The 21,043-nt window shown below is 64.3% G+C and carries 17 protein-coding genes; 12 read left to right on the top strand and 5 right to left on the bottom strand.

From position 1 onward, the window contains the following. Positions 1-120 precede the first annotated feature (120 nt). Both ACLL97_RS05855 and ACLL97_RS05850 read right to left on the bottom strand, forming a co-directional pair. Positions 121-669 carry a PRC-barrel domain-containing protein gene (locus ACLL97_RS05855; RefSeq protein ID WP_411279547.1) on the bottom strand — a complete coding sequence of 183 codons (549 nt, stop codon included), beginning with the start codon at positions 667-669 and terminating at the stop codon, positions 121-123. A 52-nt stretch (positions 670-721) separates the two neighbouring features. After that, positions 722-952: a hypothetical protein gene (locus tag ACLL97_RS05850; RefSeq protein ID WP_411279546.1), complete on the bottom strand. Its 231-nt coding sequence runs from the start codon at positions 950-952 to the stop codon at positions 722-724. 139 nt (positions 953-1,091) lie between these two features. On the opposite strand from ACLL97_RS05850, the gene ACLL97_RS05845 reads away from it, so the two are divergent. The 4 genes from ACLL97_RS05845 (at position 1,092) to ACLL97_RS05830 (ending at position 5,502) form a co-directional block, all read left to right on the top strand. Continuing rightward, a complete protein-coding gene (locus ACLL97_RS05845; RefSeq protein WP_411279545.1) occupies positions 1,092-1,964 on the top strand; it encodes a YihY/virulence factor BrkB family protein in 873 nt (290 codons plus the stop codon). 64 nt (positions 1,965-2,028) lie between these two features. Next, the gene (locus ACLL97_RS05840) at positions 2,029-2,886 is read left to right on the top strand and encodes a Ku protein (RefSeq protein WP_411279544.1); all 858 of its coding nucleotides are present in this window, start codon (positions 2,029-2,031) and stop codon (positions 2,884-2,886) included. A 5-nt stretch (positions 2,887-2,891) separates the two neighbouring features. Further along, entirely contained in the window at positions 2,892-4,790 is a 1,899-nt protein-coding gene (ligD, locus tag ACLL97_RS05835; protein WP_411279543.1) for a DNA ligase D, read from the top strand. 148 nt (positions 4,791-4,938) lie between these two features. After that, positions 4,939-5,502 carry a hypothetical protein gene (locus ACLL97_RS05830; protein ID WP_411279542.1) on the top strand — a complete coding sequence of 188 codons (564 nt, stop codon included), beginning with the start codon at positions 4,939-4,941 and terminating at the stop codon, positions 5,500-5,502. Positions 5,503-5,527: 25 nt separating this feature from the next. On the opposite strand, the gene ACLL97_RS05825 is transcribed toward ACLL97_RS05830, so the two are convergent. After that, positions 5,528-5,884: a BON domain-containing protein gene (locus tag ACLL97_RS05825; RefSeq protein ID WP_411279541.1), complete on the bottom strand. Its 357-nt coding sequence runs from the start codon at positions 5,882-5,884 to the stop codon at positions 5,528-5,530. Positions 5,885-6,002: 118 nt separating this feature from the next. Further along, positions 6,003-9,101 (bottom strand): protein kinase domain-containing protein, encoded by a 3,099-nt coding sequence (locus ACLL97_RS05820; RefSeq protein WP_411279540.1) that lies wholly within the window; start codon positions 9,099-9,101, stop codon positions 6,003-6,005. Positions 9,102-9,249: 148 nt separating this feature from the next. On the opposite strand from ACLL97_RS05820, the gene ACLL97_RS05815 reads away from it, so the two are divergent. Then, on the top strand, positions 9,250-9,411 hold the full coding sequence (locus ACLL97_RS05815; RefSeq protein WP_411279539.1) for a hypothetical protein: 162 nt from the start codon (positions 9,250-9,252) through the stop codon (positions 9,409-9,411). Between the two features lie 16 nt (positions 9,412-9,427). Here ACLL97_RS05815 and ACLL97_RS05810 read toward each other — a convergent pair whose 3' ends face one another. Next, complete coding sequence (locus ACLL97_RS05810) at positions 9,428-9,826, bottom strand: hypothetical protein (protein WP_411279538.1); 399 nt, start codon at positions 9,824-9,826, stop codon at positions 9,428-9,430. A gap of 329 nt (positions 9,827-10,155) precedes the next feature. On the opposite strand from ACLL97_RS05810, the gene ACLL97_RS05805 reads away from it, so the two are divergent. The 7 genes from ACLL97_RS05805 (at position 10,156) to ACLL97_RS05775 (ending at position 20,774) form a co-directional block, all read left to right on the top strand. After that, positions 10,156-10,515, top strand: a complete 360-nt coding sequence (locus ACLL97_RS05805) for a hypothetical protein (protein WP_411279537.1) — start codon at positions 10,156-10,158, stop codon at positions 10,513-10,515. Continuing rightward, on the top strand, positions 10,485-12,251 hold the full coding sequence (locus ACLL97_RS05800) for a hypothetical protein (protein ID WP_411279536.1): 1,767 nt from the start codon (positions 10,485-10,487) through the stop codon (positions 12,249-12,251). The genes ACLL97_RS05805 and ACLL97_RS05800 overlap by 31 nt, the downstream gene beginning before the upstream one ends. 288 nt (positions 12,252-12,539) lie before the next feature. Continuing rightward, complete coding sequence (locus ACLL97_RS05795; protein WP_411279535.1) at positions 12,540-13,778, top strand: response regulator; 1,239 nt, start codon at positions 12,540-12,542, stop codon at positions 13,776-13,778. An 89-nt stretch (positions 13,779-13,867) separates the two neighbouring features. Then, positions 13,868-14,593 (top strand): bacillithiol system redox-active protein YtxJ, encoded by a 726-nt coding sequence (ytxJ, locus tag ACLL97_RS05790; RefSeq protein ID WP_411279534.1) that lies wholly within the window; start codon positions 13,868-13,870, stop codon positions 14,591-14,593. A 198-nt stretch (positions 14,594-14,791) separates the two neighbouring features. Further along, on the top strand, positions 14,792-16,486 hold the full coding sequence (locus ACLL97_RS05785; protein WP_411279533.1) for an ATP-binding protein: 1,695 nt from the start codon (positions 14,792-14,794) through the stop codon (positions 16,484-16,486). 42 nt (positions 16,487-16,528) lie between these two features. Beyond that, on the top strand, positions 16,529-18,661 hold the full coding sequence (locus ACLL97_RS05780; protein WP_411279532.1) for a M1 family metallopeptidase: 2,133 nt from the start codon (positions 16,529-16,531) through the stop codon (positions 18,659-18,661). Positions 18,662-18,791: 130 nt separating this feature from the next. Then, on the top strand, positions 18,792-20,774 hold the full coding sequence (locus ACLL97_RS05775; RefSeq protein WP_411279531.1) for a methyl-accepting chemotaxis protein: 1,983 nt from the start codon (positions 18,792-18,794) through the stop codon (positions 20,772-20,774). Positions 20,775-21,043 lie beyond the last annotated feature (269 nt).

Here is a 21,043-nt window from a genome sequence, read left to right as displayed (position 1 = left end):
GACGCCAAGGGGGTGCCCCCGATGCTTCGACGCATGGCGACATAAAAGCGGGGCCGGTGACATGCACCAGCCCCACTTTGCGTCGCGCGCATCCGGCCGCTCAACACGCGTCAACCCGATCTACAGCAACCGTTCGTCGGGTAAGTCCATTCGCCGCGCGTCCCGATCCGCCAAGGACGCAATGTACGGCGATGACTCGCGTCCGAGTCGTCGAGCGCCAAAAAAGCTGCTGTCGTCGAAGGCGTAGATTCCGTCGACGTCGCCGTCGGGCATCAGCTCGCCGTCGTAGGTGGGAAGCGCGCGCGCGTCGGCAGTGGACAAGCTGATGATCACATCGTCTTCCTCCTCATCGAGACGGGCCGTGTCGATAGGAATCAGGACTCGGCGCTTCGTCTCCTGCGTGGAGTCGTCAAGCATGACCTCGCCCTCGATATAGCGCACGCGCATCAGATTCGTATCCACGACGAGATCCTCGACCGTTCCGATCTTCAGGCCGTCAAGCGTGCGCAGATCCCACCCGCGAATGTCGGGGTCGCCGTCCGCCACGTCCAGATCCGACGCCTCGTTGAGATGAACGAGTCGGGGACGGTCGTGTTCGCCCGCGCGATGCGTCGCATCAGTGCCGCGCTCGTGTCGGCGATCGTCATCGTTGTGCAAGTTGGACTCCATCGTGATTGCTCCGGACTACAAGGTCAGCAAAGAATGGCGATGCACGATCGTGCTATCGCGGCGGTGGCGTGCGCATCGAATCCATTCGCATCATCGCGCTGTCACGCGGTGAGGAGAGGGTACCGGCCGCACTGTTGCTGTCGTACGCACCATTGCGCTCGGCAGTCGCTGAATTCGGGCTGTTTCGCATCGCCATGAACCAGATCAGTGCGCCAACCACGATGGCACCAATCAGCCATGGAACCCACGAGCTTTCCTTCTTTGTGATGTTGATCTCGACCACGATAACTCCTTCGTCAGATGAACCTGCACGGCAGTGCACGAAGCGTGCGAGCGCCGCACGCCGCCGCGCGGTGGTTCGGCACGCCCGTTGCACGTCACGCGAGTGTTCGTTGGTCCTCACTCATCCGTGACCACTCCGCATGCTGCAACTCGTGAAGCAAGCTGTCGTCGACTTCTTCGGCGACCATGCGCCTCGTCATGGCGCGGCCATCGCGTACTACACGCTCTTCGCACTCGCTCCCGTATTGCTGATCGTCATCTTCGTGGCTGGGTTCGTCGTGGGAGAAGACGTGGTGCGCCAAGAGCTCCTCACGCAGATTGCCGGTCTGATCGGTCGCGATGGCGCCGAAGCGGTGGGCGCTATTCTCGAGCGTGCCGGTAAGCGCGATGGTGGTGCGCTGGCCACCGTACTGGCGATTGGTGGATTGGTATTCGCAGCCACCGGTGCTTTCCTGGAGCTGCAAGCGGCATTGAACATGATCTGGCGTGTACGCAGTTCATCCTCGGCCGGTATCAATGTTCAAGAAATGCTCACCCGCCGATTTCGTTCGCTTGGGGTCGTGGTCTCGATCGGGTTCCTGCTACTGGTCTCGCTGTCGGTCAGCGCGGGCGTACGAATGGCCAGTTCCTGGATGGGTACGATCGAGCCCGGCCTGCAATCGTTCGTCGCCGTCGTTGATCAACTGTTGTCACTGTTCGTGAGCAGCGTGTTGTTCGGACTGCTCTTCCGTGTCCTCCCCGACGTGCACCTGCGATGGCGCGACGTGGCGGTCGGGTCCGTGGTCACTGCTGTGCTCTTTGCCGTCGGGCAACGACTGATCGGTCTCTATCTCGGCAGCAACGCGCTAGCCTCGCCATTCGGTGCCGCCGGCACCGTGGTCATCATGATGGTATGGGTGTACTACTCGGCGCAGATTGTGCTGTTCGGTGCCGAGTTCACGCGTCTGTATGCAGAACGAACCGGAAAGCGGGCTCCGCCGATGGACGGCGCCGTGCATACGCCGACGCACTGACTGCAGCTGCACTCGGCCAATAGGGAATAGGTCTGATTCCACTTCATACACGGAGACACACTTCATGGCACCGATCTGGAAGGGAAGCATCAGTTTCGGATTGGTGAACATCCCCGTCGAACTCGTGGCCGCTGTTCGCGCCGATAACCTTTCGTTTCGGATGCTCGACGCCGAGAGTGGATCGCCGGTCAAGTACGAACGGGTGCGCGCGAGCGACGGCGCGCCGGTCCCGTGGGAGGAGATCGTCAAAGGGTTCGAGTATACGACGGGGCAGTTCATCGTGCTCACCGAGGAGGACTTCAAGAAAGCTGCGCTCGAGTCGTCGAAGACCATCGACATTTGCGATTTCGTCGATACGAACGAAATCGACCCGCGCTACTTCGAGACGCCGTATTTTTTGTTGCCCGCCAACGGGGGCGAGCGGGGCTATGCGCTGTTACGCGAAGCGATGCGTGAAAGCGAGGTGGTGGGTATCGGCAAGATCATCATGCGTAAGCACCAGCATCTGGCGGGTATTCACGTGGTGGGCGATGCCCTGGTGCTGGAGCTCATGCGATTCGCCGCCGCGGTGGTGGATGCGTCCAAGTACACCTTTCCGCCGGCCACGGCGGCGCGCCCGCAAGAACGGAAGATGGCGATGCAGCTCGTCAAGAGCATGCAGGCACACTTCGATGCCGACAAGTACACCGACGACTATCGGGCGAATCTCATGCGGATCATCAAGGCACGCTCGAAGGGCAAGCAGATCTCCTTCGATGTCCCGACGCCCGATGAAGCGGATGGGAAGGTGCTCGACTTGATGAGCATGCTGAAGCAGAGTCTTACGAGAAAGTCTGGTACCGGAGCGCGCTCCACTGGAACGGCATCAAAGTCGACCGTGGCAAAGAAAGCGGTTGCGAAGCGTCCACGACGATCAGCGTGAGTTCCATGAGGTCGCCGATCACGCCGATGCTGGCAACGGCAGGGACCGCGCTCCCTGCGAACGACGGATGGGCCTTCGAGCCCAAGTACGATGGCATCCGTGTGATTGCGATGGCCTCGGCGGCGCAGGTACAGTTGCTCTCGAGGAACGGGATCGACAAAGCGTCGCAGTTTCCCGAAGTCGTCGAGGCGCTGCAGGCGTTCGCTCGTCGGCGGCGGCTTTCCATCGTACTCGATGGGGAGTTGGTCGGCGTGGACGGCGCGGCGCTCGGTCGTTTTCAGTCCATGCAGTCACGCGTTCACGAACGTGACGCCTCGGTAATCGCCGCTCGACGAGCGGAGGAGCCGACGGCGCTGATGGTGTTCGACCTGTTGCACGATGGCACGCAATCGCTGGTGGCAGCGCCGTGGCACGTGCGGCGCGCGGCCCTCGAGAACGCCCTTAGTGAGCGTCGGTCGTCGGGCCCTGCTGCCCTCGGCGCGCTTCGGCTCGGGGACGTCGTGCTGCACGATGGCGAAGCGCTCATGCGCCAAGCACAGGTGGAGGGGTGGGAAGGGGTGGTGGCCAAGCGCGTGAATGCGCCGTATTCAATCGGGGTGCGCTCGCGCGATTGGCTCAAGATCAAGGTCGATCGACAGCAGGAGTTCGTCGTTGGGGGATGGACCGAGCCGCGAAACGCCCGGCCGTTCATCGGTGCCTTACTGCTGGGCTACTTTCGCGACGGTGGCTTGCGCTACGCCGGGCATGTGGGAACAGGCTTTACACACGATGAGCTGGCGTGGCTGCACAATCGGCTCCGAACATTGGCGCGCACCACCTGTCCGTTCATTACTACCCCAGACACGAATGCCCGCGCCCATTGGGTTCGCGCCTCGCTGGTGGTAGAAGTGCGATTCAACGAATGGACCAACGATGACCATCTACGGCAGCCGGTATACCTTGGCGTCAGGACGGACAAGCGCGCGCGTGACATCACGAGGGAGCTGGTGATGCCTCGTTCGGCAAAAACGGGCGGGTCGGGGCCCATCGCTGACACCTCACTCGAATTCACGAATCTCGACAAGCTCTTCTTCCGCAAGGCAAAGAAGACCAAGGGTGACGTTGTGGAGTACTACACGGCTGTCGCGCCGTTCTTGCTGCCCTTCATCGAAGATCGCCCCTTGGTGCTGCGGCGCTACCCGAACGGCATCGACCAGCCGGCGTTTTTTCAGCAGCGCGTCGCCAACGGTGTGCCATCGAGCGTGCGTACCGAAGCGATGCTACAACCAGACGGCTCCAACGAACGGCGCTTCGTGGGCGGAGACCTGAGTACGGTTCTCTATTGCGCGCAGTTGGGTGCGATTGACGTGAACCCGTGGCACTCTCGCGTGGGTTCGGTCGCGTATGCCGACTACTCGATCATCGACCTCGATCCCGGCGAGGGGGTGCCCTTTCGCCGTGTGATCGACGTAGCGCGTTGGACAAAAGAGATGATGGACGAGCTGGGCGTATCTGGAGCGCTCAAAACGTCGGGAGCAAGCGGGCTACACGTGTACATGCCCCTGCCGGCCGAAACGAGCTACGAGAGTTCGCTGCTTTTGGCGAAAGTGATAGCCACTCGGGTGGCGCAACAGCACGCGAAGCAGGCCACCGTCACGCGCACCGTGAAGGCTCGCGCGCGGGGAACGGTGTACGTCGATGTTCTGCAGAATGTGCAGGGAAAGAGTGTGGCGTCGGTGTTCAGTCTTCGCGCGCAGCCTGCGGCGTCCGTGTCGACACCGCTCACGTGGCAGGAACTCACCAACGAGCTCGATCCCCGTGACTTTACAATCGACAATATTCTTCCGCAGGCCTCGGCGCGCGCGACGCTGTGGGCCCGCGCGCTCTCGACGCCCAACGATCTGCACACACTTCGAACGACATGAGGGCGAGAGTGTTGTGCCGTGCCGAAACTGATTGGAGAACTCCGAGTCAGCGGACGACACTCCCACCTACGAATCACCTTCCGGCCGTGTAACGGCATCGCCCGCCATGGCACTGGTACTTCACGCCCGCGATTTATAGGATGCTTGCATGGCGTCGTTCACCCTCCATACTCCACTGATTCATTCCGTCCGCCGCATCCGCGAGCATGGACCATTCCCCGTATTTGTACCGGGCGAGGCCGTGCAGTTCCAGGTTGCGGCGGGAATGGTGCGGGGGCGCGTGAGCGGCATAGATATCCAGGCGCGCCGGGACCTTCCCCTTGGCACGCCCTATCGATTGGCGGTCGTCGAGGCGCCCCATCACAGCGGCTATCGCGCCGGCGCCGACTGTACGATCCGTGCGGCCTGTCTTCAGCGCGACGGCGAGGCGCCCGGCGCGGTGGCAACCGTTGCCATGCCGGTCGCCCCGCCAACCTTCCTCGTGGCCTTTATGCGCGAAGGGGGCAACTTCCCCATTCAGGGCGTCTTACTGGTTCGAGGGGTGACGCTCGACGCCGCCAATGCGGCCGCGATGCAGTCCCTCACCGACGACCTCGAGGCGGACGTGCGCGAGCGTGGAGAACTCCCGGAGGCGATCGTAATGCTGCTCAATGCCTCGGAAGTGCCCACGCCCGCGATCGATGTCGCCGTGGTGGCCTCGGTGTCTTGGTAGCTACCAAGACACCGAGGCCAGCGCGTTACCGGACGATCAGATTGTTCACGACCGAGTAGCCGGTCGCCTGCTGCTTGGCGATGGCTTCCGCGCGCGCCTTCTGCGCTTCGCTCTTTACGCTGCCGTTCAGCGTGACGGTCTTCGTCTCCTTGTTCGTGTCGACATTCACGTCGCTTGCATCCACCGTGGTGTCGGCCATCAAGGCCGTCTTCACATCGGCGGTTTCACCCGCGGCGTCCATCGAAGAACCCATGCTCGCAGCAGCTTCGCTCGTTGCTTCGGCGGCGTTCTTCGTGTCCTCTTTGGCGCCGTCGGCCGTGTTGCCACAGGCGGTGGCGATTCCCATCGTGCTGGCGAGCAGCAGAAGCTTGATGCGTGTCATAGTTGACTCCGGTTGACTGTGTATGCGAATGCACCCGTTCGGTTCGCATAACTAATGCAACAGCCGTGCCCGCATGACAACACTGATGAGCTCGGTGCCATGGTGATGTGGTTCCCTCTCAGCCCGCGATCATGGTCAGCACGTCTCCCGGTGACATCGCGCGACCCGCCGCCACCAATGCCTCCAGCAATTCCTTGCCGATGGTCGCGCGCGCGGATTCCACCTGGCCGCCCATCTCCGGCCCCATAGGATGCTCGACTACGACCCCGGTGCGTTCTGACATGGCCTCCGCCGCCGCCGCGATCGTGACGGCGCGTTCGGCCCGACCCTCAGCCGCTTCCGCGGCCGCCAGCCCCGTGAGTGCGAGACCGATGCCGCGTGGGCTGCCCACTTCGTCGTACACGCGCAACGAACGACGGAACGCCTCGCGCGCCACGGGGATTCTCTGCGCGGAGAGTGCCGTCCACCCGATTTCACTATGCACGCGCGCCAGTTCCGGTCGGTCGCCAACCCGTTTGAACGACATCAGCGCTTGACCGTATAATTCGAGCGCGCGACCATACTCACCTTTCGCGGCGGTCATCTGCGCGAGAAAGCTGAGCGCGAGGCCGCCTCCTTCAAAATCGCCGATTCGCGTCTGGATCGTGCGGGCCTGCGTGACCAAGCCGAAGCCGGCGTCGGCCAAGCCGATCAAGAACTGCTGCAGCCCCTTCATGGACATCGACAGCGCCAGCAGAAAGTCGAGGTCACGCTTTTCGCTGTAGGCCATCGCCTCGTCGAGCGCAACGCCCGACTCCTCCATACGGCCCACGCTCATGTGTCCGTATCCAACGTAGGCACAGGCTTCCGCCATCAACGCGTCGTCGGCGAGTGTACGCGCGTCGGCCAAGCCGCGCGCCCATTCATCGAACGCGCGCTCCGTTTCGCCGATGTTGATCGAGACCATACCTCTCGCCAGCAGCGCCATCGCCCGCCCCCTGCTCGGTGGGCGCTCCAGCGCCAGCGGCAATAATCCATCGATCGCATCGCGCGCGGTAAAATGTAGGCCACTGATATGCCAGAACCAGTTGAGCGCGCCACACAGTGCCAGTCCACACTCCGCGGCGTCAGCATCGGCATCCACGTCGCCGGAAGCGCGCCACGCGGCGCTCGTGCTCCCCGCACGTGCCTGCTCGGTAAACCACCGGATCGCCGCGTGCATGTTCGCGTGGTCGACGCGTGCTCGCTGCATGGCATCGAGCTGTCCGGCGCCCATGATCCCGGCATTGATCGATTCGGCAGACGTAAGAAACACGCGGGCATGCGCCCGCTGTACGTCCGCTGCCTCGCCGCTCGCGAGGAGCGCCTCGGTGGCGAAGGATCGGATGGTCTCCAAAAGGAAGTAGCGCGCTCCCGCTTCTACCACGCGCACGAGCCCCTTTTCGACCAACGAGCTCAAGGCGGCGAGCGCGTGGACCCGCTCGCCCTTCGAGTAGCACACGGCCTCCAGCTCCTCGAGCGCCCATCCTTCGGAGAACACGGACAGACGTCGGAGCAGTCGCTGTTCGGCGGCGTCGAGTAGCGAATAGCTCCAGTCGATCGTCGCGCGGAGCGTGCGCTGACGCTCGGGAAGATCACGATCGCCTGATGTCAGCAGATCGAGCGCATCATCCAGACGTTTCAGCAGCGCCGCCGGCTCGAGAATGCGAATACGCGCCGCGGCCAGCTCCAGCGCGAGCGGCAATCCGTCCAGACGAATACAGATCGAGGCCACGGCCGCACCATTGGTGCTGGTGATCGCGAAGGTGGGCTGCACTTTCGCGGCGCGCTGAGCGAACAACGCAACCGCAGGCGACTGCAGGAGTTCCTCGGCGGTCGTGGTATGCGCATCCGGCAGCGCCAGTGGCGGCAGTGCCAGTTCGCTCTCGGCTCCGATCTTGAGCGGCGCGCGACTGGTTGAGAGCACGCACACATTGGCGCAACGCGATACCAGGTCCGCGATCTCGCCGGCGGCGTCGAGCACGTGCTCGAGATTGTCGAGCAGCACCAGTATGCGACCGGTTCCGATCACGGTCGCGACGGCGTCGACCGCCGACCGTCCGTGTGCTTCGGCAATACCGAGTGCGGTGGCGATCGTCGGCATCACCTCACTCGCCGCTGTGACCGACGCGATCGACACGAAGGCCGATCCGTCGGCGTAGTCGTCCCGCAGCTGCGTGAACAGCTCAATGGCGAAGCGCGTCTTGCCGGCGCCGCCGGTGCCGGTCACGGTGAGCACGCGTGCGCCGGCGCGGATGCGCTCCGTGGCCTGGGCCAACGCCGAGTCGCGGCCGAGCAGGGCATTGGCCGGCGTCGGCGCTGGTCGGGAAATCTGAGGCCTCGCGGGCGGCGCGCTCCCGGTGGGATGACTGCCGCGCGCGCGCGCAAGGGCGCGTCGCCACTCCTCGACCGAGGCAAAGCGGTCGGCCGGTGACTTGGCCAGCGCCCGCTCCACCGCCTCGACCACCGGGCGCGACACGGCGGCCCGCCGTGTGCCGAGTTTGGGGACCGGCTCGATGGCGTGACGCATCATCACGGCGATCGCCGTGGGGCCGGAGAACGGCGGCGTACCGGCCAACATCTCGTACACCATGCACCCCAGCGCATAAAGGTCGCTGCGCGCATCGATCACGTCGCCGCTGGCCTGCTCGGGGCTCATGTAGGTGGGCGTGCCCACGGCCATGCCCGCCACGGTGAGCTTTTCATCGGCCGAGGCGCCGACGGCTTGCGCAATGCCGAAGTCCGCCACGATGGCGTGGCCATTCTCGATGAGAATATTCTCGGGCTTGATGTCACGATGAATGACCCCGCGTCCGTGCGCATAGCTCAACGCGTTTGCAATCTCATCGGCAAATCGGAGTGCGTCGTCAATGGCGAGCGGTCCGTCGCGCGACAGCACGTCGCGCAGGTTCTCTCCTTCCACGAAGGGCATGACGTAAAACAGAAATCCCGCGCCCTCCCCCGAGTCGTAGAGTGGGAGGATGTTCGGATGGCGCAGCCCGGCCGTCGTCGTGATTTCCCGAAGGAACCGTTCATGCTCCAGCGTGGCCGAGAGTTCGGGGCGCAGCACCTTCACCGCAACCGAGCGCTGGTGTCGCAGGTCCTGAGCGAGATACACCGTGGCCATGCCGCCGGAGCCGATCTCGCGCTCAAGGCGATATCGGTCGGCCAGTGCGAACGTCAATCGCGGATCAATCATGGGAGGATACTGCCGGCCACGGCCCCCTCGCGCAATCGCCGCCGCCAGAGAGCGAGTGTAATCGATCGGCAGCCCTGATTACCTTTCGCTCGTACGGATTTGGCGTCCGGGTATCCGCCCGAGCTCCACATCGCCACCGGAGCCGCACATGAAGAAGAAGCACCACTCAGCTATCCCCGACTTCTCCCGTAAACGTCCGGTTCCCGGCACGCCGTCGACCGCTGCCGGTGAGAAGTCCACCCAGCCTAGCCCGCGTCAGCCGCAGAAGCCGCCCACCACGGCCAAGAATGGCGGACGTCGGGGCACCTGATGTGTCCCGCAGCGCGCTACTCTTCGTCGCAGCGGTCCACGCGCCATCCTGACACCGTCTGACGGCCGGCGCACGCCCACCGACCCGACACTTCAGGGTGCTGAAAGAATCCGAGACGTACCGTGAACGCCGTGGCGTGCGTGAAGACCAGCGACTCGGTGAAGATCTCCATGCCTCGCTTGCCAGATTCCGGCTCCACCACCTGTGCTCGATCAAACGCTGACGATTCACCGCGGTCGATCCGGCAGGCTGAAAAAGGGCGGAGCGTCAAGGGGACAGATTCAGCGAGGGCGGACAACACAGCCGCCGATGGGTCACCCGTCTGCACGCGTACGCAGATGATCTCGAGGTCGGCGCCACGGTGCACGTCGCGCAAGGAACGATCGAGCGATTCGCGAAGTGCCACTGTCGTCACTTCGTCCGTCGCCGCGTGGCGGACCGCGGCTGAGACGAGGGGTCCATGAGCGCAGGATGCCAGCAGCGAGAGCCATATGAACCGGGAAAGAGGAACGGCTCTCTTGCGTGAGACCATTCCGGGCGCTGAAGGGCTGCGTGTGGCGGGCCAACGAGTATGTGGCATGCCGAATCGTACTGCCCTATCACGCGATTCGTCACGTGACGAATCATCGCTGGCAGGACCTGTGGAAGCGTTCTCAGGGCGGTGATGACACCGGTCACGGCGTGTGCGAAACATCTGTCATCTGCTGCCGGCGCCTCTGGTCCCTCAATTCGTCAACCCGTAGCATGACGCCCTCGTTCTCGGTTGAACGCTCTGCTCGCCGATGGTTTGCGCTTTTCGCTACCGCACTGCTCGCCGCTGCCTGCGGCGATCCTTCGACCGCCACCGATGCCGCCCCGCTGGGTGATCCCGTGTTCGCTCGACAGGGACGCACCACCACCAGCACCATTCAGGTAACTGTGAGCGGACTCCCCGCCGGCGCCTTGGCGTCGATCGCCGTGACGGGCCCGAATGGATACGCACGCACTCTGACCGCGACGACCACGATCACCAGCCTCACCAGCCTCACCAGCGGGAGCTACTCGCTTACCGCGGCCTCGGTGATATCGGGCCTATGCCACCTCGCCCCGCGTCCGCATCGTTGACGCAGCTGGAGCCCGGCAGCTACACCATCACCGCGGCCACGGTCACCAGTGCGCTCGGTGTTTCGCTGCTGCCCACGCCAGCCTCGCAAACGGCCAGCGTCACGGCGGGCACCACCACCGCCGCGGCGGTCGCGTACGCCGCCACCAACGTCACCCCGACGCCGGGTCTCAACCTGCAGCTCCTCGGCAGGTATATCACGCAGAGTGTACAGACCATGAACGGGGGTGTGCCGCTCGTGGCCGACCGCGATGGGGTGTTGCGCGTGTTCGCGCTCGCCAACGCCACCAACACGGTGCGACCGTCGGTTCGCGCCCGCTTGTTCCAAAACGGCACGTTGGTATCCACCCTTTCGATTGTTGCCTCGTTCACTGCCGTCCCGACCGCTGTCAACGACGGCTCGATCACGGCTTCGTGGAACATCGTCGTACCCGGCGCGTTGCTGCAGCCGGGCGTCACGGTGTTGGCTGACGTCGATCCTGACAATACCGTCGCCGAAGACCTCGAGACGGATAACCTGTTCCCGGTGTCGGGCACGCCGCGCGCGCTCGATGTGCGCCTCGTGCCCGCCCTCGCCGTCCGCTGCGTACCAGTGCAGCAGGGCAACGGACTGCTGGGCAATGTCTCCGACGCCAACGCCGACGCGTTCTTGACGCGCACACGCGACCTGCATCCGCTCAATGCCGTGTCGTTTACCACGCGCGCTCCCTACACGACTACCCTCAACATGAGCAGTGACGGAGCCAATTGGAGCCCGCTGCTCAGTGAATTGCGCGCCCTGCGCACCGCCGATGGCGCGCCGCAGCATTACGATGGTGAGGCCACGGTGAGCTACACGAGCGGCGTCGCCGGCATCTGGTACCTCAGTGCGCCCGTGTCGATGGGCTGGGACTATCTGCCAAGCGCGAGCGACGTGATGGCGCATGAACTCGGACACAACTGGGGCCGGCAGCATGCGCCCTGCGTCGGCGTCGGTGGACCCGATGCAAATTATCCGTACGCCGGTGGTGCAATCGGAGTGTTCGGCTTCAATGTGCGCCTCAATCAGCTGCTGTCGTCGAGCACCGCCGACCTGATGGGGTACTGCTCGCCCACCTGGATCGGCGACTACACGTATGTAGGCGTGATGTCGTATCGCGGCACGTCCTCCACGGCGACGACGATCACCTCCGCCTCGATGCAGCCGTCGTTGCTGGTCTGGCGACGCATCGATGCCGACGGCGAAATCGAACTGGAGCCGGCCTCGCGACTCATGGGCCGCAGCGTGCTTCCCGCCCGTGCCGGCAACTACACCATCGATGCGACCGATGTGGCCGGCCACGCCAGCTTCTCCCTGTCGTTCGATCCCGATCAGGTCGCGGACGAGTCGAACAGGCGCGATGACGAACACTTCGCGTTCATGATCCCCGTGAGCGACGCCGGCCAGGCGCGACTCACGACGTTGCGGGTACGAGGCAAGGGGCGCTCGGCCGAACGTTCGGCCCGCGGATCGCCGGCGTCGATCGATGCCGCCGCGTCGTCCGCGAGCGTGAACGCCAACGGCGCGGGTCGGGCGCGCCTGCAGTGGAACGCGACGGTGCATCCGATGGTCGTGGTCCGGGATGCGCTCAGCGGCGAGGTGCTCTCGTTCGCGCGTGGCGGCAGTGCCGAAATCATCGCCTCGGACTCAGAGGTCGACGTGGTATTCTCCGACGGTGTTCGTAGTGCGAGCCGAAAGGTGAAGGTGCGTGGCCGCTGATTCCTGCCGTGTCGTGGCGTGGCGGCACTTCAGGCCAGTGCGGGGCACATCGCACGGCGTGGTGTGCCCGCGGGTCGTGACACAAAAAATGATGATATCGTTGGTCTAGATGTACGCCGGCAAAGTTGGGTTGACCATTCCACAGTGCGGCGTATGGATACTCAAGTTCGCCCAATTCATTCCGTTGAAATACTCGTCCCGGGTTCGGACTATCGGTCCTAGAAAGGCGACGTTATCGTGTTGCCACTGTCCTGCTCGCCCTGTCTTATTTGGAGGCGCTTGTCTGTCGTGGCAAATGAAAACGCTCCGCCTCAATACGGCGGGGATCCGCCTCACCTCGCGCAGCACGCGCTATTGGAGCGGGAGGCGTTATTTCGCACGGTGGCGGAATCGTCGCCGGTCGGCGTGTTTCTGGTCGATGTTCAAGGCATTCCGACATACGCTAACCAGCGGCTGCTCGACTGGTTCGCCCTCGAATTCGAGGCCTTCGCGACACGGGCGTGGCTCGATCGCGTGCATCCGTCCGACTTGCCGGGGGTCGTGGCCAGCCTGGAGCGGAGGGCTGGGACCTCGACCAGCGTTGACGAGGCGTACCGCATCGTGGTCGATAGCCACACCCGTTGGATTCGGGTGCGCACGCAGCCCGTGATGTCTCCCGAAGGCACGACGGTCCTCGGACATGTCGGCTCCGTCGTCGACACGACCTCCGAACGCGTAGCCGCCGACGAGCGGGAGCGCCTACCGTCGACATTGCCGCAGGCACGGACCCTCGAGTCGCTCGAGTCGCCTGCCGTCGGCGTCGGGCACGACGTCAACAACCGGCTCGTCGGTATTCTCGGCAACGCCTCGCTCGCTCGCGACGCGATTTCATCAAGCGATCGCGGGCAGGACCTCCGTGCCGACATTGCGCGCGCCGCGCCACGCGCGTTGGCATTGACGCAGCATTTGATGGCGTTCACTGATCGCGCCCGGGGTGATCGGCGCGACCTGACCGTGAGCGAACTCGTCGTCGACGGCATCATCAACGGGCACGACGGGGCCATTCGGGTGTCCTCGCCGCCGGGTCTTGGTACCACCGTCTGCGCGCTGCTTCCGGTTTCCCGCGGGCTTGCGCCGTCTCAGGGCCTACCGGCGATCGATGCCCTCAGGTGGGAGGAGTCAGGCGTGATTCTCCTGGTCGACGACGACCGCGGAGCGCGCACGGTGGCCCGCCGTATTCTCACGCGTGCAGGCTACACGGTGGTCGAGGCGCGGAATGGACGTGAGGCCCTCGATCACTACGATCGGATGCCAGAACCGCCTCGCGGCGTCGTCCTCGATCTCGCCATGCCGATCATGGGCGGTGCGGAATGCTTGCTCGCACTGCGCGCTCGCGGTCACACGGCACCGGTGCTCATCATCAGCGGCTACGACGCGGACAACGTGGCCGGTGCGCATGTGCGCCGTGGTGAGGCCCGATTCCTTCAGAAGCCATATCGTGCGCAGGAGCTGCTCGACGCCTTGCGCGATACGCTCGCACCGTTGTAGCGAGCGGTACGTACGGCGGCAGTGTCCGCACCTTGGTCCTGAAGTTCCCCGACCCTGCAACCAACCGGCGGCGTCGGGTATCATTCCACATGCCTGTTGCTCTGCTTACTGATGGTGCGTTCTCCGCTGAGGTGCTCGCCCACCCGGGACTCGTGGTGGTTGACATCTGGGCCGAATGGTGCACGCCTTGCCGGGCGTTGGTCCCGATTTTCGAGGCACTTGCTGATCGCTATAACGGGCGGGTTCGGGTGGCCAAGCTCGATGCCGATGCGAATGTCGAGGTCGTGACCCGCTACGATGTCCGTGCGCTTCCGACCGTTCTGATGTTTCAGGGCGGGGTGCTGGTGGAGCGGCTCAGTGGGGCTCGTTCCATCGGGACCTATACCGACGCTATCGACGCGCATCTCGCTCGTGGTGACGCTGGCGCGATCGCCGTGTCATCGGTGGAGCGACCCATGGCGGCGCCGGCGCCGGCCAACGCCGAGAGCGGCGCGATCCGGGAAGCCCGCCAGCTACTCGCCAACGATGAGGCCACGCTCGTGTTCAAGCATAGCAGCAGCTGCCCCATCTCTTTCATGGCCAAGCGGCAGTACGATCAGTTTTTGGTGGCGAATCCGGACGTACCGACGCGCCTTGTGATCGTACAGAAAGAACGCGAGCTATCGAACGCGCTCGAAACGGTAAGCCGACTGCGGCATGCGTCACCGCAAGCGTTCATTGTTCGCGAAGGACACGTGCTCTGGGATGCGTCGCACGACGACATCACCCAACCGCATCTCGAAGCGGCCTTTGTGGCACTGCGTCCGCCCGCCTGACGAGCCGGGGCTCGCTCGCTCGTCGCGCGCGGCAGGAAGCGCAGCCAGTTGGCTGCATTGCCGAGCATGGCGCCGAGTCCGTACACTGCAGCTGCGCGATTCTTGCGGTCCCTACATCTCTGCCGGTCGAGTGAACAGCCACATCGAATTCCTCATCGTACGGGGAGGCGGCGCCATGCCTCGGAGCAGTTTTCGGTGATGACGAACGGAGAAGGCCAAGCGGCGCGAGTCGTGGACTCTGTCGGCGACGTCAGCTTGAGTGATCGTGCCGTGCACGACACCCATCCGTATTCCGAACGACTGCGGCGACTTTCCGATATCATCGTCGCCTTCAACGTTGCCGGAAACGTGAGCGACGTGGTGCGCGGGCTTGGCGATGAACTCCTGCAGCTCTGTGCCGCCGAGCGAGTCGACGTTGATGTGCGGCGCGGAGAGCGTCGCACCGAGCACCACGCGACACGTCACGAAGGGCACGACGACTCGCGCGAGGCCGCGCAGATACACGTTGACGACGACGGTGGCGCGCCTGCACGGTGGCGGATGATCCTGGCGCGGCGTAACGGCAGCAAGCTCGGCGATCTCGTCTTGTCGCGGTCGGCACCGCCATTTACGTCCGACGAGATTTCGATTGCGGTTCAAGTGGCGCAAGTCGCCGCCGTGACGATCGAAAATCTTGATCTCATCGACGCCCTGCGTGACGCCGATCAGCGCAAAGACCGCTTCCTTGCGATGCTCGCGCATGAACTGCGTAATCCACTCACGCCGATCGTGAATGCGGTGGCGATGCTCGATCGTGTCGCCGGATCGCACAGCGGTATCGCGCGAGTGAAGGAGACGATCGATCGGCAATCGAGTCAGCTGGTTCGCTTGATCGACGACCTCATGGACGTCAGTCGCGTCACGCAGGATCGGTTGGAGTTGCGTCGCGAAGTCGTGCTACTCCGCGAAGTGTTCGAGCTCGCGTTCGAAGCCGTGCGCCCGATGTTGATCGAGCGGAATTTGCATCTTACGGTCAACATGCCCGGCGATTCGATCGGACTGTACGTGGATCCCGCGAGACTTGCTCAGGCGCTTACAAATATTCTCAGTAACGCCGTCAGGTACACCGATCCTGGCGGCGCCATCAGAGTGGATGTGCACAACACGTCTGCCGACGTGCGCATCGAGGTGTCTGACACGGGTATCGGCATTCCGCCTGATAAGCTCGAGCAGGTGTTCGAGATGTTTGCGCGAGTCTACGATCATGGGAGTCGCACGCCGGCGGGACTCGGCGTCGGACTTGCCCTGGCGCGCCGACTGATCGAGCTGCACGGCGGCTCCATGACTGCCCACAGCGCCGGCGTAGGGCAGGGCAGTACGTTTCGTCTCACGCTGCCACGCGTCGTGAAATCCGACCCGAAGCATGCGCAGCTTTTGCAAGTCGATGCTGACCGATCCACCACTTCGGCGGCAATTCCCGCACTCCCGTTACCCATGACGACGCCTCGGTTTGTGCCACTGGTATCAGGTCGACGCGTGCTGGTGGTGGACGACAACATCGACGCGGCCGACAGCCTCGCGTTGCTGCTCGAACGCGAAGGCCATCAGGTGACGGTGGCGTACGACGGGGAGCAGGCGGTGAGGGTCTACGCCGAACAGCACCCCGAGGCGGTCGTGATGGACATCGGCTTGCCGCTGCTCGACGGCTATGAAGCGGCGCGCGCGATGCGGTTGGCACAGGGCTCGCATCCGCTGCTGCTCATCGCCCTGACCGGATGGGGGCAGGGCGATGATCGTCGCCGGTCTCAGGAGGCCGGCTTCGATCATCATCTCGTGAAGCCGATCTCACCCCGAGCGATCCACGCGCTGCTCGTCGAGCACACCCGCCTCGCGCCGCCAGCCCCGACGCGCTAGACATTAGGGACGCTGTTCCATCGCTCCCCGGCCCCTCTGCCGATGTCTCAGGTTTTGATCACTCGCGATCGCTCGTGCGCTGCTCTCGTCGTCGCGGTCGCGATGGTGACGCTGTTGGTCGCCGCGCCCGTGCTCCCCGCGCAGCGCACCGCTCAAGCAGTGTCGAGCACGGCGACGCTCGCCACGATACCGCCGCGCGCAATCCGGCGCGACGTGCCGATTACGAACAGCATCCGGCGCGCGCTCGCCGCGGGAACGCGTGATTCCACGGGACGGCCGGGGCGCAACTACTGGCAGCTGCGTGCCGACTACGCCATCGACGTGTCGCTCGATCCGGTCACGTCGCGATTGGCCGGCAAGGCGCGCATCACGGTGCACAATAGCAGCCCCGATCAACTGCGCGAGATCGGTCTCCGCCTCGATCCCAACCACTTCCTCGGCAACGCACCGCATGCCGCGCCGTGGGTCCCCGCGGAGGTCACCGACGGGATGGTGATCTCGCGCCTGACCATCGATGGCAAGCCGGTCAATCTCGCATCCAACGCGGCCCCAGCCGGTGACGGTGGCTCGGGCGCACGCGCTATTGTGGCGGCGCAGCAGAACGCCGCGAACGCGCCCACTGGCGAAGCGGTGCTGCGCAACGGACGCTCCACCGCCGCCAGTATCCGGCTCGGAACGCCGATTGCCGCCGGTGCGCACGCGGTGCTCGACATCGAATGGTCGCACAAGCTGCCGGGTGGTCCAGGCACCGGTCACCGCATGGTGCAGCGATGGGCGGATACGCTGTACCAGCCCACGCAGTGGTTCCCGCGCGTCGCGGTGTACGATGACCTGCGCGGCTGGGATAATGAACTCTATGTCGGACCGTCGGAGTTCTACAACAACTTTGGCACCTTCGACGTGAACATCGACGTGCCGGCGGGCTGGATCGTGAGCGGCACCGGCGTCTTGCAGAATCCCGAACAGGTGCTGACGGCCGCCGCACGCGAACGGCTCACGAAGGTCACCCAATCCGACGCCGTCACCACGATCGTCGGTCCCGAGGACATCGGACCGGGGAAGGCCACCGCGATCGGCAACGCCAATGGACGGCTGGTGTGGCGCTTCCATGCCGATACCGTGAATGACTTCGCCTGGGCGACGGCCAAGAAGTATGTCTGGCAGGCAACGCGGGCAACGATTCCCGGCAGGGGCGCGATTCCGGTGCATCTGCTGTTCCTGCCGGGACGCGCGAACTTGTTCGCCCAGGCCGGTGAGCTCAGCCGCCACGCGCTCGAGTTCTACTCCACACTCTGGTTTCCATACCAGTTCCCGCAGCTCACGCTGCAGGACGGTCCGAGCTCCGGTATGGAGTATCCGATGGTGATCAACTCCAATCAAGGGGCTGCCGATCACGAGACGGGGCACCAATGGTGGCCCATGGTGGTGAGCAATAACGAGACATGGTACGGCTGGATGGATGAAGGGTTCAATCAGTATATGAACATCCTGTCCGATGCGGACGCGATTGCGAAAGCGCCGGTGTTCGATGGACTCGGCCAGAGCTACGGGCGTACCAGCGGGGCCGAAGGGGAACCGCCGATGATGTGGAACGCGAACTATGCGGGGCCGAGCTTCTACGGCTTCACGACGTATCAGAAGACGCCGCTCATGCTCTCAGCGCTCGGGGGCATCGTCGGTGACAGTGCCGTGCAGCGCGCCCATCGCGAGTGGGCGCAGGCGTGGATGTTCAAGCATCCCTCGCCGTGGGACTACATGTTCTTCATGAACAAGGCGCTGGGGCGTGATCTCGGCTGGTTCTGGAACAGTTGGCTCTTCACGACCGAAAGCGTCGATGGCCGGCTTGTCCGTGTCAAGACGCAAGGCATCCGGACCGCCGTGACCGTCGCGCAAGACGGCAACATGCCATCGCCGATCGTGCTCGACGTCCAGTTCGCTGCGAAGGGACCGTCGATCCGACTTATGCGGAATGCCGTCATGACTGATAGCACCACAGCGCGTGTCACCTGGCCGGTGGACGTGTGGTTCGATGGCCGCCGGAGCTTCACCGCCGATCTCGTGTTCGGAGGGCGGAAGATTGCGCGGATCACGCTCGACCCAGCGCGCCGGTTCCCCGACCGGAATCCGGCCGACAATCAGTGGCCGGCCGCCGCAGCTGCACCGCCCGCGAGATAGCGGAGCGTTCAAGTTCCCTTCGTCCCGTCCCGATAATCGACACAGAGCGTCCGCCAACCATCGGGTTGGGGCCTCTCTGGTGCCGGCGACGAAGTCGGCCACATTGGATGGTTCCCTGTGCTACACCGTCATGTTCGCATTACGCTCTCTGCGCGCCCGATTGCGGATGGTCGCGCTGATTGGCGCGGTCGGTGTGCTTGCCGTCGCCCTTGCCGGTCAGGTTGCGCTTCGCGTGGCCAAGTCGGCTACTGCGGTCCTTGCCGATGACAACGTCGCGCAGCGCTATCAGATGAATAGCAACATCATGCACGATGCTATGCGCGCTGACGTACTCGAGGCGATGCTCATGGGGCAACGCCGAGACAGCACCGGTATCAACGGCGCACGGAAGGCGCTCCGCGATCACGCGACGCGGTTCGTCACGTCGCTCGACAGTGCTGCGGCCTCGATCAAGGATTCGACGACCGTGGCGTCGCTGCCGGAGACGCGTAAGGAAGTCGTCGCCCACGTCGATGCCGCGTCGGCCGTCCTCGACGTGCTGCTGAGCGACTCCATCGAGGCCCGTTCGCGCTACGAGTCGTTCCGCACGCAGTTCACTGTGGTCGAAGGACGCATGGAAGCGTTCGGTGACGCAATTCAGAGCCGGTCGCGCGCCGTCGAGGTACGCACGGCCGCGCGATTTGCGCAGGCGACGCGGTTGATCTGGGCCATCTTCGCCGTCTTCTTCGTGTTCGGTCTGGCGTACGCGTGGCGCATTGCGCAGTCGCTTGGTGCTCGCATGGAGAAGATCGCGGCGCAGGTGGCGTTGTTGCAGGAGCAGGGTGTCGAAGTGGTGGCTCGCGCACTGGCGGCGCTCGCGCGTGGTGAAATGGTGTCAATGAAGGCGCAGGTGATCGCGCCGCTTGATGAACAGTCGTCCGACGAACTCGGTGCGGTATCCGCCGCCATCGATCGCATGGCGGTCGAATGTGCGCAGTCGCTCGATGCCTGTGCCCGCGCGCAGCGCGCTGTCACCCATACCGTGCAGGAAATCGAACGCATTGCGGCACAAGCGCGGCAGGGCGTGCTCGATGGCCGCAGTGACCGTACGGTCGTGCACGGACGCTACGCCGACGTACTCGCGGGTGTGGATGGGCTCATGACCGCGATCGCTAGGCCGCTCACGGAGGCGCGGCGTGCCTTGGCGGAAGTGGCGGGCCGCAATCTCGAAGCGCGCATGGACGGTGAGTTCGCCGGTGAGTTCGCGCAGGTGCAGGAGTCGCTCAATACGGCCGTTCGGAATATGGCGAGCACACTTGGCCAGGTACGGGCCGCTGCCCTCCAGGTGGACGACGCCGCGAACCAGCTCGCGGCGGACAGCCAGCAGTTGGCGAACGGCGCCTCGACGCAGGCCGCCAGCGCCGAAGAGATCAGCGCATCGGTCACCGGGTTGCAGGCGCAGGCCAAGCGTGCGGCAGCGCAGGCCCTCGAGGTACAGGCGGCGGCGCGTCTCGCGAAGGAGAGCGTACAAGTCGGTGCCGATTCAATGGTGGCGATGGGCGACGACATGGTTCGCATCAAACAGTCGGCCGACGCCACCCAGCGTATCGTCAAGACGATCGATGAGATCGCATTCCAGACAAACCTGCTCGCGCTCAATGCGGCGGTCGAAGCCGCGCGCGCCGGCGACGCCGGACGTGGCTTTGCGGTCGTGGCCGAAGAGGTGCGCGCGCTGGCGATCCGTTCCGCCGAGGCGGCCAAGCAGACCGCCGCGCTGATCGAGGAAGAGATTCACAACGTGAGTCGTGGCGTGGAGCGTGAACGGTCGGTGCGTGAGCAGCTCGTTACGGCGCGCACGCAAGTCGAGCGTGTGGGCGTGGTGGTCGAGGAGATCGTCACGGCGTCGGCAATGCAGGCGCGCGGACTGGACGAAGTGAGCCGTGGGGTCGCGATGATGAGCGACGTCACCCAAACGGTGGCCAGCACGGCGGAGGAGAGCGCCGCGGCCTCCGAAGAGCTGCTGGAGCAGGCGGGCGCGCTGGCCGAGGCGGTGCGCGGGTTCAAGACCCGTGACAGCGAAACACGACAGGACGACACGCGATCGTTGAACGCGCGTCGGAGAAAGGCTGCGTAGTTCGCGGTGGCGTTAGACGTCGGTGAGAATGCAGTCTCAGGTATCTCAGCACTTGACTAACGTGATCGCGTTTCGCTACTATCTGCAGACAACCGACATCGAGGTCATTTGCCGCCTATTGCCGCCACGTAAAACAACGAGCTAAAACGCGACTGCCCGGGCGAACCACTAGCGCGGGCTTTGTCGTTTGGGACGGCGCCATCGTTTCCGGAGCTGCCCATGTCCTCGCGCCCGATTGCTATCTATCACGAGCACCCCGACTGGTTTCG

This window comes from Gemmatimonas sp. (genome assembly GCF_046594945.1).
GTDB lineage: Bacteria > Gemmatimonadota > Gemmatimonadetes > Gemmatimonadales > Gemmatimonadaceae > Gemmatimonas.
Note: the sequence above shows the minus strand (reverse complement) of the source record. Positions and strands in the feature narration are given on the sequence as shown.